The organism is Bacillus sp. FJAT-45037, from assembly GCF_002797325.1.
In the GTDB taxonomy this organism is placed as follows: Bacteria; Bacillota; Bacilli; order Bacillales; family Bacillaceae_D; genus Alkalihalophilus.
The window spans coordinates 2926016-2940864 of record NZ_KZ454938.1 but is presented as its reverse complement, the minus strand read 5'-3'; the positions used below and the strand labels follow the sequence as shown (position 1 = coordinate 2940864).

Below are 14849 nucleotides of genomic sequence, written 5' to 3'. Positions count from 1 at the left end.
ATATTACTTGATGACCTCGGATACAATTTCAAACGAACGTAACCGTGCTTGATGATCGTAGATTTGAGCATTAACCATCATTTCATTCGCTCCAGTTTCATCTAGGAAGTCTTGTAACTTCTGTTTTACGACCTCTTTGTCTCCAATGACAGAAGAGCCGAGTTGTTTCATCAAAGTCTGTTTTTCAAAAGGAGTCCAAAGCCCATCCATATGCTCGATTGGAGGTTGAAGCTGAGTCGGTTGATTCCGGATAAGGTTTAAGAATTGTTGTTGCATCGATGTTGATAAACGTTGAGCCTCGTCCACGGTGTCAGCTGCGATGACATTGACGCCAACCATTGCATAAGGTTCATCAAGAATATCAGATGGCTTAAAGTGATCACGATATACTTTTAGGGCAGGCAAGGTGTTTTCTGGTGAGAAGTGACTCGCAAAGGCAAATGGTAGACCTAGTTGACCTGCAAGTTGTGCACTAAAGCCACTCGAACCGAGCAACCAGATTGGAATTGATAACCCCTCCCCTGGAACGGCGCGAACTCGCTTCTCCTCTGTTGGATGGAAGTAGTCTTGGAGTTCTGCTAATTGTTCAGGGAAATTTTGCCCGTTACTTCTAGGGTCTCTTCTTAAGGCGTAAGCCGTAGTTTGATCGGTACCAGGAGCGCGTCCTAAACCTAAATCAATTCTACCTGGGAATAATGATTCGAGTGTGCCAAACTGCTCTGCAATAACAAGAGGAGCATGGTTAGGGAGCATAATGCCACCAGATCCTACACGAATCGATGAAGTATGAGCTGCTACATGACCAATTACGACAGATGTGGCCGAACTGGCGATACCTGGCATGTTATGATGCTCGGCTAACCAATAACGTTCAAAGCCTAACTTCTCAGCATGTTGAGCAAGCTCTACTGTATTTTTAAAGGCATCTGCTGCAGTGCCTCCAACAATGACCGGTGCTAAATCCAGTACAGAGAATTTAATATCTGTTAACGTCTTTGGTTGTTGTGGTGTAGACATTTAATCAACTCTTTCGTTTCTTAGTTGATGAGGGGCGGGACGTAAAGAAAGTGTGTAACTGAGAATCCGAACAAGGCACAAAAATAGCGGAGTATATTTGAGGAGCGCCTTCATTGCACTGCTTATTGATTTGTCGAATTCTTGCTGACTAGAATACTTTCACCCTAACCTCATTTTTCTGTATTAGTGTAACAAGATTCTTTCGTTTTTCGTAATAAAACGACTTATCGAATCTATGGATAAATGCAGTCTAAAAAATTCCCTCTAGCTGCTATAGCGAAAGAGGATCGGATTCTTTTCTTAATAAGGGTCTGGTGGAATTGCGTGATCGTCAGCCGATCGAGCAGAGTCTTCGGGTGATTTGGAACCATTTTTTCCAAATCCTCACTCTATCTCAGTAAACAGTGCTACTTCATCAATATGGGCAAACCTTTTCTGCTTTAAACAGGAAATCAATATAGGAAATTAGAAACGGTTGTTGAATACTATTTTATAGAGATTGGAGGCATACAGATGGCGACAATAGAAGATTTTATGCAACTTGATATCAGGGTAGGAACCATTCAATCAGCAGAACCTTTAAAAAAAGCGCGTGTTCCAGCGATTAAGCTGAAAATTTATTTTGGAGAAGAGCTCGGTGTGAAGGGTTCTAGTGCTCAGATTACAACGAGGTACAATCCAGAGGAGTTAGTTGGGAAGCAGGTAGTAGCAGTAGTTAACTTCCCCCCACGACGTGTAGCAGGGTTTAATTCAGAAGTGCTAGTGCTAGGTGGGGTTCCGCAAGAGGGCGATGTTGTCTTACTTCAGCCAGGTATGAACCTGCCAGATGGAACACCAATCCAATAAAAAACTCCTATCCTGTAGATAGAAGTTGACGTTGTAAAGGCAGCACCCGGATTCGAACCGGGGATGAAGGTTTTGCAGACCTTTGCCTTACCACTTGGCGATGCTGCCGTGGGTGATAATTTACTGTATGCAAAAGGTAAGAAAAAGAGACCATTATGTTGTCAATGTTTGAAAATTGAGGTTATGGGGGATTGTAAAAGCATAAGGAGGCGTCGTTTATGTTTCGATTAATCGGACGTTTAATACGTTGGGCACCATTGATATATCCTATAGTAAGAAAGATCTTAAATAAAAGAAAAAAAAGTAATCAACCACATCCTCAATCGAAAAGATAAATAAAAACAGCCGATCCTGTCATATAAAGCAGGATTGGCTGTTTTTATTTTGAAAAATAGTTCGTATATTGTCTAAAGTTTGAAAAATTATATTTCGTTTCTAGAAAAAGTTAGCTAAAATAAAGGTATGTTAAAAAATAAAAATTGTATTTATACTTATGGACGGTTAGCGATATGTCGATAAGGAAGAAGGGGTGCTCTTATGTTAAATACGATTGAGCAAAAAACCGTTCAAATTAATCAAATCCTTAAAATGTTAGAAGCTTTATACGATGTAGTATTCTTGATGGAGAATGTGAATCATCGTTTTAAATATGTATACTTCAGTGAGAGTGCGATTAACGGAGCTTCTCTAACAGAAGATTGTATAGGGAAATACATGGATGAAGTGTACCCAAAACATATCAATCATTACCTTGAGCAAATGTATAAAGAATCCGTTCAAAAGAGGAAGCCAGTTACCTTTACAGATAAAATGAATGTCGAATCGATGCACCAAGTGGGTAAGTCTATCATCGTTCCAATTATTGAACAAGATGAGCAAGTTCAATACTTAATTTGTTATACAGAAAAGCTCAATCATGAAAATCAAGTCTTTGACACATTAACAGGCTTACCGAGTATCAAAGGATTCAAAGAAAAGCTTTTAGCGATGAGTCAAGAGCGTCCAGGCCAATTATTAGCTGTTTGCTATCTAAAATTGGAGGATTACACCTCACTGTCAGACTTAATTGGGTACGATTCGATTGATGATTTAACGATTGAACTTACGAATCGTATAGTGCGAGGGTTAAAAAAGGAAGATAGTATTTTAGCTAGAATGGTGAAGGATGAATTTATTTTTTGTGTATATACAGACGGAGAAGTGTGCCAAATCGCAGCTGATCTGCAAAAGCAACTAGCAAAGCCGTATGTTATTGACGATATGGAGTTATCTGTTTCCTCTTCTATCGGAATTACTTATAGTAAAGGACAAGGGCAAGAAACAGACAATCTAATTAGACAAGCATATCATGCGATGATGCAAGCGAAGCAAAAGGGTGGATCGTCGATTACGGTATTCAATTTTAATGAAACTAGTAACCAAATTATGAACAATAGTATTCTTGAAAAAGAGTTACGCAAAGCTATAACCAAAAAAGAGCTAACGCTACATTATCAACCGATTGTTCAGCCTGTAACAAAGGCCATTCATTTTGAGGCGTTGCTGCGGTGGTTTAGCCCAACGCTAGGGACGATCCCACCAGATGTATTCATTCTAGTCGCAGAAGATCGTAATTTCATTCAGACCATTGATGCATGGGTAATAGACCAAGCATGTGCTTTTATTAAGAAGCAGAGTGATCCTAATTTAAAGGTAGCGGTTAATGTATCAACGAAAACATTAGAAACCGACGATATGGAGTGTATGCTCAGGGAAGCGATTAATAAACATCAAATTTTGGTTCATCAAATAGAGATTGAAATTACGGAACATTCTTTATTACGACATGACCAAAAGATGATCGATAAGTTGTTTAGATTGAAGCAGGCCGGGTTCAGTATTGCTATTGATGACTTTGGAGTGAGTAATGCTTCACTTAATTATCTCCGTGTATTACCTGTTAATAAAGTGAAAATTGACAAAGTGTTTATTCATAATATGGAAAAGGAAGAGAAAGAATTTCATATTGTCCAGTCGATTATTTCACTTGCCAAGAAGCTAGGATTAACAGTGACAGCTGAAGGAGTGGAGACGAAAGAACAAGCTCAACTACTTCTTCGTTCCAACTGTGACGAGCTACAAGGGTATTATTTCAGTAAACCTGTTGATGAAAGCTCATTAGAGGCGATGAAAAAACAAGTAAAAAATCAATTGCAAAAGCTTTAAACCAATAAAAATAAGCTTGACCTAGTTCAGAGAACTTGGTCGAGCTTATTTTATTTACATATTTACTGGATGGTCTTCCTTGAGGACAAGAATAACCTTCCCTTTATCTAACTTATTTTCTAAGTTCTCAGCCTCAGCTTCTGAAAAACCAAGCTCAGCAAATTTTGCACGAAGCTCATCACCTTTTTTACGGAAAACATTTTTGATGGAGGTGCCAAGTCCTACTTCACTTGCTCCGACAGTGTTTGCATCCGCATTATCTGCGATTCGATCTGTACGGTCATCATCATGTGTGATGACAAAAATTGTAGCTGGGTCAACACCTCGAGCTTTCAATGTTTCAATTTCACGTACAACTTCTTCGTCATTTTGGAATTCTTTATAGTTTGGATTCATCATTATCGCCTCCTGGTAAAAGTGTACCCGAGAAGATAAAAATAAAACGGAGCCTAAGAAAAAGACTAATTTTAAGAATCGTAGAAACCATGCCATTATGCGGAAAAATTTGATTGTGTAAAAAAATAAAAACTCGAACAATGCACTATCTCACCAACTTCCCGCGGAATGGGGAGTGGATTTCGGGAGTGGCGCATTATCAGTTCAGACCCTTCCTATTTAAAACACCTTTGTCCTAGCTTCTTTTGTTGTTCATCCGTTAATTTTGTTTTTTATCGATTGATGATATAATCAGCCTACAAATAACGAACGTGAGCTTCTTGTGATGTAAGCAAGAAAATACGAAATGATTGGACGAATACAATATGTCAGAAACGACAATTACGATTAAAGACTCACATATTAAGAAATTTCGATCGGGCTCGCCTTTACTAGAAAAGGAAGCGATCCAAAATACAAAGCCTTTAACGAAAGAAGGCATGGTCATCAATCTTGTTGACAAAAAAGGTACTTTTTTAGGAAGAGGGTACTACGGTAGACAAAATAAAGGGTACGGCTGGATCCTAACGACAAATGAACAGGAAGCGATTGATTCAAGCTTCTTTGACGTGCGTATAAAAAAAGCGCTTGATCACCGCTCTCGTTTCTTTCAATCAACAGATACAACGACCTTTCGTGTGTTTAACGGAGAAGGAGATGGCATCGGTGGATTGACGGTTGATTATTATGCTGGGTTTTACGTTATGACTTGGTATAGTGAAGGAATCTATGGTTTCCGGGACTTGGTCATCGAAGCGCTAAAGGCAGCACCAAATTTCAAAGGGTTGTATGAGAAGAAGCGTTTTGATAAAAAAGGGACCTACATGGAGGATGATGACTTTGTGTTAGGAGAGAAGGGAGAGTTCCCTCTTCTTGTCCAAGAAAACGGTATTCATTATGCTGTGTATTTAAATGACGGTCCAATGGTAGGGATCTTCCTCGATCAAAAAGATGTTCGGAAAAAAATTCGCGATGAGTATGCATCCGGCAAGACTGTCCTCAATACGTTCTCTTATACAGGAGCGTTCTCAGTGGCTGCAGTTCTAGGTGGGGCTAGTAAAACAACGAGTGTAGATCTTGCTAATCGCAGTTTACCGAAAACGATTGAGCAATTTAGCGTCAATGGCATTGATTACGAAGCACAGGACATTAAAGTCATGGATGTTTTTCAATACTTTAAATATGCAAAACGGAACGAGCTGAGCTTTGATGTCGTTATTTTAGATCCACCTAGTTTTGCGCGGTCTAAAAAGCACACGTTTAGTGCGCAAAAAGACTATACGAGCCTATTACAAGAAGCGATTCAAATAACAGAAGAGAATGGTGTTATTGTTGCTTCAACAAATTGTAGCATCTTTGGAGTGAAGAAGTTCAAAGGCTTTATTGATCAAGCGTTTAAACAAGAAGGGTACCGTTATAAAATTGAAGAAACGTACTCCCTACCAGAGGATTTCCGTACAAATAAGGCATTCCCAGAAGGCAACTATTTAAAAGTGGTGTTTGTAAGAAAGCTACGATGAACACGAAACCTGATTGACTATTACTGTAGTCAATCAGGCTTTTTTTCTTCCAATAAATTAATTTCGGATAAAATGTAACTTTTTCCTTTCTGAAACGTGTATAAATAAGTGGGGGGTGAAGTATGAGTGACGAAGTTAAATGTAACTCAGAGGATACGGCGTTAGAAAAGGAAGAAAACACGAATGAGCGAGTTCAGCACAGTCGTCTACGTCGAAATAAGTGGTTCACCCGATTAAAGACCGTGTTCGCAGCCTTTGGTTTGTTGCTTCTTTTTTTAGTTGTTTCCTCGGTAGTGTCGGCAATCTATCATTCGTGGGGCGAACCTGAACGAGTAGAGGTTACAAGGCAAATTATTGATCATACGTTAACGGTTTCCGAACCATATGGTGAATACGGAGGAACGAGTGCACAGGGCGGCTTTTTCTTTAACATGGAATTTACACGAGACATCCAAAAGAAAGTCGGTAATGAGGTTGTGAAGGTGGCAGATTTTAAGGTAACGTCCTTTTTCTCGCAATTACGTTATCCTGAGCGAACATATTATGGGAAACAGTCGCAGAATCAACCAGCCTTTACTTATCCAGGCTATGACCGAGGGATGTCTGATTGGGAGCGGCTACGCAATCTACCAGAAGGGACTGTTGTGACCTCGTATCTATCCTTTAGTGAGCTGTTAGAGACGTCTGATCTATTTGCTAACATGAGTGGAAAAGATGTAGAGGTTAGTTGGTTAGCTGTTGACACTGGAAAAGAACAAAATGATGAATGGTATGGAGGAATTATCTTTGACCCTATTGGTTTCCCTAACTCTCCTATTTGGCACGAGGATGATTTTATTGTTGACTATCGAGAAGAGACGAAGGGATTTTTGTTTGGCAAGGTGATTTCAGAAGGGGCTTCATCCCCAACTTATCAAGAGGGAGATGTTGAAACCCTTCATCAGCAATTTATGAAAACGCTTCTTTTTCTAGAAGCCCATGAAAAACAGTCCGAGCGCGTTTATTCTGGTCGTCAGCTTGGTCTTGCTGACCGGATTCATTATTTAGAAGTTGAAGGAATAAAGCACTATGGCATGGTTGTGACCGGCCCAACTTCCGAAGTGTTAGCTCTTGAGGAAGAAGAGTGGATTGAGGCGATGGAAATTGATGAAGTTGAGTTATGGAACTGGTAATCCGAAGTGTTATTCTAAACCCAGCAGTGCCTTCGTGCATCTGTTGGGTTTTTGTTCCACGTGAAACATATCATCCGAACTTCTTCTGTGTTTCACGTGAAACGAGAGAGTCGTATTTTTAAAAAGAATGCGATGCTATCATTATTGAAGGATTATTGGAAAGGATGTTTACGTGAAAAAGTCGGTTGTATTAGCCGAATAGCTCTTTGAACTTATGCTTGAATAATTTGATATGTGCTAATTGAATAAGCCTTATTCAGAAGTTTTCTCCCAGCTATAGTTAAAGCATCTAACCAATGTTGGATATCGATTATTTTAAGAATATAAATGATACATACGGTCATCTATGTGGTGACGATGTTATAAGACACATAACACTTATTAGTAGAGATAACAATGTAGTTAACGTATTTTTAAAAGGTAAGCGTCAGAAAAATACGAGTTTGGTGGAAAGTAATACGCACAGAAGGGCTTCAGGTTTTTACTTCCTGAAGTCTTTCTTATTTCTTACCAGGATTGTTATTGAATGATCGACTCCAAAAGGATGTTCATTAGATACAATCATAATTTTTTTTGAAAAAAGTGATCCAAAGTTAATCTCCGTCCGTTTACTAGGTAAGACAAAAAAAATCTTATTATAAAGAGGAGAGATTTAAATGACATTGAAAAAAAGAAGTTTACTAGCGGTACCACTTAGTTTGGCACTACTTATGCCGACAGCTACATTTGCACAGGGTGGTGAAGATCATTCACACGAGGGTAAAACGTATGCGATGGAAGCAAGCACATCAACTCCAGCTGCTGAACTTCGCATTACCCTTGATACGGCTTTAACGGAACATGCTTTCCTAGCTATTGAAACGATGAGAAAAGGGGCTGATGGCGCTGATGATTTTGAACAGGCATCCACTGCTCTTCTAGCTAACTCAGATGATATCGCTGCTGCTGTATCTTCTGTCTATGGTGAAGAAAATGGAGCTGCATTTCTTGAGATTTGGAACTCTCACATTCAGTATTTCGTAGATTATGTAGTAGCTACTGGTGAAGGTGACCAAGAAGGAATCGACCAAGCGCTTGCTGAATTAGAAGAATACAAAGTGGAACAAGCTGAGTTCTTCGCAACAGCTACAGAAGATCGTTTGCCACAAGCAGCTCTTGAAGAAGGTTTGACTATGCATGTTAATCAACTACTAGAAGTATTTGATGCTTATGTTGCTGGTGATTTTGAGACAGCATACACAGGTGAAAGAGAATCAATCCACCATATGAGCATGTTTGCTGAACAGCTATCTGTTGCGATTGCTGACCAATTCCCAGATACATTTGAAGGAACAAGCCCTGATACACCGGCTGTTGACCTTCGCGCTCAATTAAACTATGTATTTACTGAACATGCTGGACTCGCTGCTATGGCGATGCAAGATGGCGCTGACGGAGCTGAAAGTTTTGACAAGGCATCTGCTGCTTTAATTGCAAATGCTGATGATTTATCTGCTGCCGTTGCTTCTGTGTATGGTGAGGAAGCTGGAGCTCAATTCTCAGAAATATGGAATTCTCACATCGGATACTTTGTTGATTACGTTGTAGCAACTGGTGAAGAAGATGCTGAAGGACAAGAACAAGCGAAAGCTGAGCTTAATGAATATATCGTTGAACAAGCTGCATTCCTTGATACTGCAACTGAAGGACGTGTGCCAGCTGACGCTCTTGAAGAAGGTTTAACTGCTCACGTTGGACAATTACTTACTGCATTTGATTCATATGTTGTTGGGGACTATGAAACCTCTTACAACTCAATTCGTGAAGCTTATGCTCATATGACAATGCCTGCTGCAGGTCTATCAGAAGCCATTGTTGATCAATTCCCAGAACAATTTGCTGGTATTGAAATGCCAGAAGAAATGCCGAAAACAGGTATGGGTGGAGCCTCTGATTCATCATTAATGTCTTATGTATGGATCCTTGCTGGACTCATGCTTGCTGCCCTTACAACAACTGTGGCTTTACGTACTCGCAAACAATAAAACAGATCAATAAAAGCTAGCCATTGCGGCTAGCTTTTATTGAATCGATAGAATGATAAGGTAAGGGTGATAATAGCTCAAAAAATAATCTCAAACTACATGAAGCAGCAAAATAAAGAAAAGGACTTCTCTAACTCGGCTTTAGCTGATGCGTTAGCAAAATTAAAGTTAGATAATTAGAAAAAACTAGCTTGAAGGGAGTTCCCTTTCAAGCTAGTTTTTTTAGACTTTAAAGCGTTTCATTCGCTCTGTTAATAGCTCACTAGCATCCGATAACATATCAGCAGACTCAGATACGGTAGATAGGGCACGCATCTGTTCTTCTGTTGAGGCGGTCACCTCTTCGGCAGCAGCGGCTGATTGTTGGGAGATCGCCGCGACGTTTTCAATCGAAGCAACAACCAAGTCTTTCCGTTCATTCATCTGTTGTACTTCATTTTTGATGAAATCAATAGCTCGTGTAATATCTCCAACGACTAACTCAATTTCATTAAACGATTGTTCAGTCGATTCGACAGCAGCGTTTTGTTCAGCGTTGATTATCTTTGTCGATTGAACCTCATGTACCACTCGAGATGTTTCCGTTTCAATGCCTTCAATTGTGTGGCGGACTTTTTTTGTTGCTTCTGATGTTTGCTCAGCTAGCTTACGTACTTCATCAGCAACAACAGCAAATCCTCGACCACTCTCACCAGCACGAGCAGCTTCGATACTAGCATTAAGCGCTAGTAAGTTGGTTTGGTTTGAAATGTCATTGATGGTGTTAATCACTTGTTCCACTTCTTTAATACGAGAAGCGAGTGTATGCACGACACCTTCGACATTTTCAATTACAGTATTAAAGGCTTTCGTTTTATCTTGAAGCAAGGTTACTTGTGCAGCACCTTTTTGGTTTTCAACAGTTGCTCTAGTTGATAGCTCAACAAGATCTGAAGAATGGCGTTCAACAGTCTCAATTTGACTAGAAAGTTGGATCGTTAAGTCTTTAGCTTCATCTACATCTTCTGCTTGTTGGGTAGAGCCAGAGGCTACCTCACCAATCGCATTCGCGACTTCTTCACTTGAAGCGATCGTTTCTTCAGATACCGCACTTAAACTTTCGGCTGAATCATTGACTTGTTCAACAGATACATGAATAGATTCAACGAGCTCACGCATCGACCCAACCATCGCATTAAAGTCATTGGTCAGTTGGCCAATCTCATCTTTGGAAGTAGTGGTCATTGTTGTTGTTAAATCTCCGTTAGCAACTCGACTCACTTCTTTTTTCAACAAGATGATGGGGTTAGAGATCCTTCTTGCGAATACATAAGCTGCTCCAATAGAAAGTATGATGACGATAAGAGAGACGAGAAAGATTCTGTTACGAATCTCATTGGCGCCAGCCATCATGTGATCATGAATAAAGGCTGCTCCTGTTTTCCATCCAGTTTCATCAATTGTGTTGTAGTAAAGAATACGATCTGAGTTTTCATGAGTATACTCAATATAATCACTTTCGGCATCGGATGTAATCATTTGTGATATGACGGGATGATCGGCATTATTACCTGTCATTGTTGGATGGACAAGTGCCAATCCATTTTGATCAAATAAGAAAAGATAGCCACCATAACCAACTTGAGTGCTATTAATGATTTCAGCTAGATTTTCAAGATAGAGGTCAAAAGAGACAACGCCTAAGACGGTAGGACCACTTGAGATCGCTTTTGCTGCAGTTACGACATATTCGTCTGTAGCCGCATCAATATAGGGCTCAGTCCAGATGATTGTATTAGGACTTGCCTCGGCATCTGTGTACCACGGACGTGTACGTGGATCATAATCAGAACCGACATCAATAAAAGGTTCCGTGAAGAACTGGCCATCACTCGAGCCAATGTATGTAACAGCAATATGCTCGTTCAACGAATTAAAGGTAGAGAAGTCATTGTTTACAACTGACCACGCCTCTGTACGTTCTTCGTCTGTTGCTTCGAGCATGGAGATTAGACGGCTGTCTTGACTATATCGGTCTAGAGCCGTTGAAAAGTTTTCTAAGTATAGAGAAATGAGCTCACTCTTTTCTTTAACGAGTGCAGCACCTTCTGTACGGACATTTTCCTCAATCTGTGTTTGCACATTCAAGTACGTTAAAATAGATACGGTTGCTAACGTAAGAATTAGTAAGGTACAGATAAGGGTGATAAGCTTTGCTTGAATCGATTTCATGATGAATCATTCCCCCTAGTTACTAACTTGCTTATATTAGTATCGGACGAAGGGGAATAAAATTCAATGCATTTGTGAGATTCGTTCTAGTTCTTTTATCATCATAGGGAATGATTTCGTTTACATTATAGACGAGCCTATGTAAGCACTCAACTTAAGAAAGAATCTCTTTTACCCGACCGACTTGGCCATCTGCTAATTTCACTTTAATCCCGTGTGGGTGATTGGGTGATTTAGTGAGGATCGCCGCAACGACTCCACTAGTTAAGGCCCCAGTTCGTTGATCTTTCTTTAATACAATGTTTACATTTTGCCCGATTTTTATATTGGAACGATTTTGTCCATTCATAGATTTCGCCTCCCTTTCATTCTCTTCTTATCATAACCGACTTATGGAGGATGTCCTAGAGGAAGATCATTACTTGCCTCACGAGAAAAAGCTTGTCGCATGGTGGACAAGCCGTTGGTTGCTTCCTACTCTTCTAATACTTTTAATGGTTTCGTTGCAGGACCTTCCATCACATCTCCTTTATAAGAAAAGCGTGAGCCGTGACAAGGGCAGTCCCATGATCTGTCACCGTGATTCCAATTAAGTTCACAGCGCATATGCGTGCAGGTTGTATCAACAACATGAAGCGAACCCTCGTGATCTCGGTATGCTCCTGCTCGTTGCCCGTTATAATCGACGACTGATCCTTCATCTTTTGCTAAATCATCTACTTTTCGATCATCTGTTCCAAATTTACCTTTTATTAAGTGCTTCGAGACATCGATATTTTGAGACATAAAATGTTTAATACTAGGGTCTGCCACAAAACGCGAGGGCTTATAAAGCGATTCATAAGGACTAGGTCGTTCAAGGACAAGATCCGTAATGACCTGAGCAGCTACTGTTCCATGTGTCATCCCCCATTTGCGGAACCCTGTGGCGACGAAGATATTAGGATGCATGCGAGAGAGTTTGCCGATATAAGGGATGTTATCAAGTGTGACAAGGTCTTGAGCGGACCAACGGAAACGCGTCGTCACCGTTCCAAACACATCATGACCAAAGGCTTGAAGCGCTTCGTAATGATACATCGTGTCCATACCTTGCCCGGCCTTATGTTGCTCGCCCCCAATAATCACAAGTTTTTTTCCGTCCATATCAGTGTATCGAAGGGAACGTTTTGGATTATCGCAGCTTAAATACATCCCACCAGGAAATTCTTTTTCTGTCTCAGCAGCGATTACATAGGAACGTTCGGCATGCATGCGTGAAAAATAAAATCCAGCTCCGTCGTAGAAAGGAAAGTGAGAGGCCGCTACGACATATTTTGTAGAGATTTTATGTCCATCTCTTGTAACCACTGTAGGTGTGGAGCCCTCTTTGACATCTGTTGCAACGGTCTGTTCATAGATTTTACCACCCATTTCTGTAAATCGTTTAATTAAGTGGGCTAAATACTTAATCGGATGAAACTGAGCTTGGTTATGCATGACAATGCCAGCTTTAATTGGAATATCAAGAGGCATAGAGGTGACCCATTTAGATGGAATTCCAAGTTCTTGATATGCTTTGTATTCATGTTCGAGTTTACTTACGCCGCGGTTATTTGTCGTGTACAAGTACGCATCTTCATCGGTAAAGTCACATGCTACGTTCTCTTCTTTGATAAACGTACGAATAAATTGTATAGCGCTGTCATTGGCATCGTAATAAAGCTTGGCTTTTTCTGCTCCGACATGTTGAATGAGTTCATCATAAATAAGGTCATGCTGGGCGGTTATTTTTGCTGTAGTATGTCCACTCGTTCCGTTAACGAGAACATCGGCTTCTAAAAGGGTGACCTCTAATCCCTCTTTGGCGAGTAAGTAGGCCGTAGTGATGCCAGAAATTCCGCCGCCAATTACGGTGACATCCGTTGTCATATTTTCCTTCAGTGGTGGGAAGTTTGCTAACTGGGTAGAAATTCGCCAGTAGGGTTCAGGTCGTTTAGGTAATGAATCTTGATCATGCTCGCTCATGGAAGAACCTCCTTATGGTTATCTATTCCATATTTTGTCCAAGTTGGTTGAGTTTCATGTGTAAATTTGAAGTGATGACAACAAAATAGCAATCCCACTACGTAAAGGGACACTTTGATTTCGCCCTTTGACCTATTCTTCTTTATACTAAAGAAAAGGAGTGATCAAGCAGATGGAACGGAAAGCGCTAGTCATCGGTGCTACAGGACTTGTAGGTAAACAATTAGTGAAACAATTACTTGAGGCAAAGGAATATTCAGAGGTTCACGTGTTTGTTCGAAGACCAATTGATCAACAGCATGAAAAACAGACGGTCCATATCGTCAATTTTGATCAGATTAGCAAAAGCGAGTTTCCACATGTGGATGACATTTTTATTTGCATTGGAACGACGATTAAACAGGCCAAGTCAAAAAAAGCATTTAGAAAAGTAGATTTTGATTATCCTGTAAGCATTGCTACATACGCAAAAGAAAAAGGGGCGTCTCGTTTGCTCGTCATCTCAGCAATCGGCGCGAATGCCGAGTCGAATGTTTTCTACAGTCGAATCAAAGGCGAAATGGAAGAAGCAATCAAAAAAATCGGATATCCACATGTGGATATCTTTAGGCCTTCTCTTTTACTAGGCGATCGTCCAGAATTTCGCTTGGGCGAGAAGATGGGAGAGTACGGAATGATATTGTTTCGCCCATTTCTTTTAGGACCCTTAAGTAAATACCGTGCGATCAAAGATAAAACGGTAGCGCGTGCGATGTATCAAAGAGCGATCTCAGAAGATCGAAAGTCTGTTACGGTTATTGAATCAGTCCATATACAGAAGTTAGGACAATAATGGAGGGGATGAAATGAGAGAGAAAGTCAACCAAACTGTGATGCATAGTTATCCAGGGATGGTCGCACTTGTGACCGTGACCGCCGACGGACAAAGCAATGTGATGGCAGCAGGGTGGCATACGTATATTTCTTATGAACCACCGATGTATGGTGTTGCGATCGGACGAGAGCGCCATAGTTATCCTCTTTTAAAGGAAGCAGGGACGTTTGCGATTAACTTTTTACCATTTGAAAAGGTAGAAGAGATTCAAAAGTCAGGGATTCTGACAGGGGCAAGAGTAGATAAGCTTAAAAATCTTCCATATGAAGCGGGGGAAGAGACTGGTGCACCTATTTTAAAAGATGCCTATGTCGCGTATGAATGCAAGACCGTTGATATTCAAACGTATGGCGATCATGACTTATTTGTTGCTCGGTTGGTTGGGTTTTACCGAGATCAGGAGAAGTTTCTTGATTCAGGGCTACCAAATCTTGAGAAGTTAAACATCCCGTTATACTTAGGTCGATCAACGTATGTGAAGCTAGATCAAAGTGTAGAGCATAAAGATTGTTTGGAATAAAAAAGGTAGGCGAGGATT

Annotated in this window: 13 protein-coding genes, 1 tRNA gene and 1 pseudogene; 8 read left to right on the top strand and 7 right to left on the bottom strand. The window is 40.4% G+C overall.

Going from position 1 to position 14849, the window contains the following annotated elements; genetic code table 11:
* Positions 1–3: 3 nt before the first annotated feature.
* Positions 4–1017 carry an LLM class flavin-dependent oxidoreductase gene (locus CDZ88_RS14850; protein WP_100374284.1) on the bottom strand — a complete coding sequence of 338 codons (1014 nt, stop codon included), beginning with the start codon at positions 1015–1017 and terminating at the stop codon, positions 4–6.
* Between the two features lie 513 nt (positions 1018–1530).
* Here CDZ88_RS14850 and csaA point away from each other — a divergent pair.
* Positions 1531–1863, top strand: coding sequence for a chaperone CsaA (csaA, locus tag CDZ88_RS14845; RefSeq protein WP_100374283.1), 333 nt, complete (start codon positions 1531–1533; stop codon positions 1861–1863).
* 37 nt (positions 1864–1900) lie between these two features.
* Here csaA and CDZ88_RS14840 read toward each other — a convergent pair.
* A tRNA-Cys gene (locus CDZ88_RS14840) sits at positions 1901–1971 on the bottom strand.
* Positions 1972–2400: 429 nt separating this feature from the next.
* Between CDZ88_RS14840 and CDZ88_RS14835 the strand changes: the two genes are divergently transcribed.
* Entirely contained in the window at positions 2401–4068 is a 1668-nt protein-coding gene (locus CDZ88_RS14835) for a putative bifunctional diguanylate cyclase/phosphodiesterase (RefSeq protein WP_100374282.1), read from the top strand.
* A 54-nt stretch (positions 4069–4122) separates the two neighbouring features.
* Here CDZ88_RS14835 and CDZ88_RS14830 read toward each other — a convergent pair whose 3' ends face one another.
* The gene (locus CDZ88_RS14830) at positions 4123–4464 is read right to left on the bottom strand and encodes a YflT domain-containing protein (RefSeq protein ID WP_100374281.1); all 342 of its coding nucleotides are present in this window, start codon (positions 4462–4464) and stop codon (positions 4123–4125) included.
* Between the two features lie 365 nt (positions 4465–4829).
* Between CDZ88_RS14830 and CDZ88_RS14825 the strand changes: the two genes are divergently transcribed.
* The 4 genes from CDZ88_RS14825 (at position 4830) to CDZ88_RS14810 (ending at position 9219) form a co-directional block, all read left to right on the top strand.
* The gene (locus CDZ88_RS14825; RefSeq protein WP_100374280.1) at positions 4830–6023 is read left to right on the top strand and encodes a class I SAM-dependent rRNA methyltransferase; all 1194 of its coding nucleotides are present in this window, start codon (positions 4830–4832) and stop codon (positions 6021–6023) included.
* 122 nt (positions 6024–6145) lie between these two features.
* Complete coding sequence (locus tag CDZ88_RS14820) at positions 6146–7195, top strand: anti-sigma factor (protein ID WP_100374279.1); 1050 nt, start codon at positions 6146–6148, stop codon at positions 7193–7195.
* 296 nt (positions 7196–7491) lie between these two features.
* Positions 7492–7725, top strand: coding sequence for a diguanylate cyclase (locus CDZ88_RS14815; RefSeq protein WP_198507872.1), 234 nt, complete (start codon positions 7492–7494; stop codon positions 7723–7725).
* A gap of 126 nt (positions 7726–7851) precedes the next feature.
* On the top strand, positions 7852–9219 hold the full coding sequence (locus tag CDZ88_RS14810; protein WP_100374278.1) for a copper amine oxidase: 1368 nt from the start codon (positions 7852–7854) through the stop codon (positions 9217–9219).
* Positions 9220–9441: 222 nt separating this feature from the next.
* Here CDZ88_RS14810 and CDZ88_RS18070 read toward each other — a convergent pair whose 3' ends face one another.
* From CDZ88_RS18070 to CDZ88_RS14795, 4 genes and pseudogenes are all read right to left on the bottom strand, one after another.
* The gene (locus CDZ88_RS18070; protein ID WP_442857130.1) at positions 9442–10377 is read right to left on the bottom strand and encodes a methyl-accepting chemotaxis protein; all 936 of its coding nucleotides are present in this window, start codon (positions 10375–10377) and stop codon (positions 9442–9444) included.
* A 6-nt stretch (positions 10378–10383) separates the two neighbouring features.
* Positions 10384–11430: pseudogene (locus tag CDZ88_RS18065) on the bottom strand (cache domain-containing protein); the annotation flags it as partial.
* A gap of 154 nt (positions 11431–11584) precedes the next feature.
* Entirely contained in the window at positions 11585–11779 is a 195-nt protein-coding gene (locus CDZ88_RS14800) for a YwbE family protein (protein WP_100374276.1), read from the bottom strand.
* 125 nt (positions 11780–11904) lie between these two features.
* Positions 11905–13437, bottom strand: coding sequence for an FAD-dependent oxidoreductase (locus CDZ88_RS14795; RefSeq protein WP_100374275.1), 1533 nt, complete (start codon positions 13435–13437; stop codon positions 11905–11907).
* Positions 13438–13609: 172 nt separating this feature from the next.
* Between CDZ88_RS14795 and CDZ88_RS14790 the strand changes: the two genes are divergently transcribed.
* Positions 13610–14269, top strand: a complete 660-nt coding sequence (locus CDZ88_RS14790; RefSeq protein ID WP_100374274.1) for an oxidoreductase — start codon at positions 13610–13612, stop codon at positions 14267–14269.
* A 13-nt stretch (positions 14270–14282) separates the two neighbouring features.
* The gene (locus CDZ88_RS14785; RefSeq protein ID WP_100374273.1) at positions 14283–14831 is read left to right on the top strand and encodes a flavin reductase family protein; all 549 of its coding nucleotides are present in this window, start codon (positions 14283–14285) and stop codon (positions 14829–14831) included.
* Positions 14832–14849 lie beyond the last annotated feature (18 nt).

What these genes read in the sequence shown, in the direction of transcription:
- CDZ88_RS14850 (WP_100374284.1), bottom strand. Translation starts at nt 1,017, where the DNA reads ATGTCTACACCACAACAACCAAAGACGTTAACAGATATTAAATTCTCT.
- csaA (WP_100374283.1), top strand. Translation starts at nt 1,531, where the DNA reads ATGGCGACAATAGAAGATTTTATGCAACTTGATATCAGGGTAGGAACC.
- CDZ88_RS14835 (WP_100374282.1), top strand. Translation starts at nt 2,401, where the DNA reads ATGTTAAATACGATTGAGCAAAAAACCGTTCAAATTAATCAAATCCTT.
- CDZ88_RS14830 (WP_100374281.1), bottom strand. Translation starts at nt 4,464, where the DNA reads ATGAATCCAAACTATAAAGAATTCCAAAATGACGAAGAAGTTGTACGT.
- CDZ88_RS14825 (WP_100374280.1), top strand. Translation starts at nt 4,830, where the DNA reads ATGTCAGAAACGACAATTACGATTAAAGACTCACATATTAAGAAATTT.
- CDZ88_RS14820 (WP_100374279.1), top strand. Translation starts at nt 6,146, where the DNA reads ATGAGTGACGAAGTTAAATGTAACTCAGAGGATACGGCGTTAGAAAAG.
- CDZ88_RS14815 (WP_198507872.1), top strand. Translation starts at nt 7,492, where the DNA reads ATGTTGGATATCGATTATTTTAAGAATATAAATGATACATACGGTCAT.
- CDZ88_RS14810 (WP_100374278.1), top strand. Translation starts at nt 7,852, where the DNA reads ATGACATTGAAAAAAAGAAGTTTACTAGCGGTACCACTTAGTTTGGCA.
- CDZ88_RS18070 (WP_442857130.1), bottom strand. Translation starts at nt 10,377, where the DNA reads ATGCGTGAGCTCGTTGAATCTATTCATGTATCTGTTGAACAAGTCAAT.
- CDZ88_RS14800 (WP_100374276.1), bottom strand. Translation starts at nt 11,779, where the DNA reads ATGAATGGACAAAATCGTTCCAATATAAAAATCGGGCAAAATGTAAAC.
- CDZ88_RS14795 (WP_100374275.1), bottom strand. Translation starts at nt 13,437, where the DNA reads ATGAGCGAGCATGATCAAGATTCATTACCTAAACGACCTGAACCCTAC.
- CDZ88_RS14790 (WP_100374274.1), top strand. Translation starts at nt 13,610, where the DNA reads ATGGAACGGAAAGCGCTAGTCATCGGTGCTACAGGACTTGTAGGTAAA.
- CDZ88_RS14785 (WP_100374273.1), top strand. Translation starts at nt 14,283, where the DNA reads ATGAGAGAGAAAGTCAACCAAACTGTGATGCATAGTTATCCAGGGATG.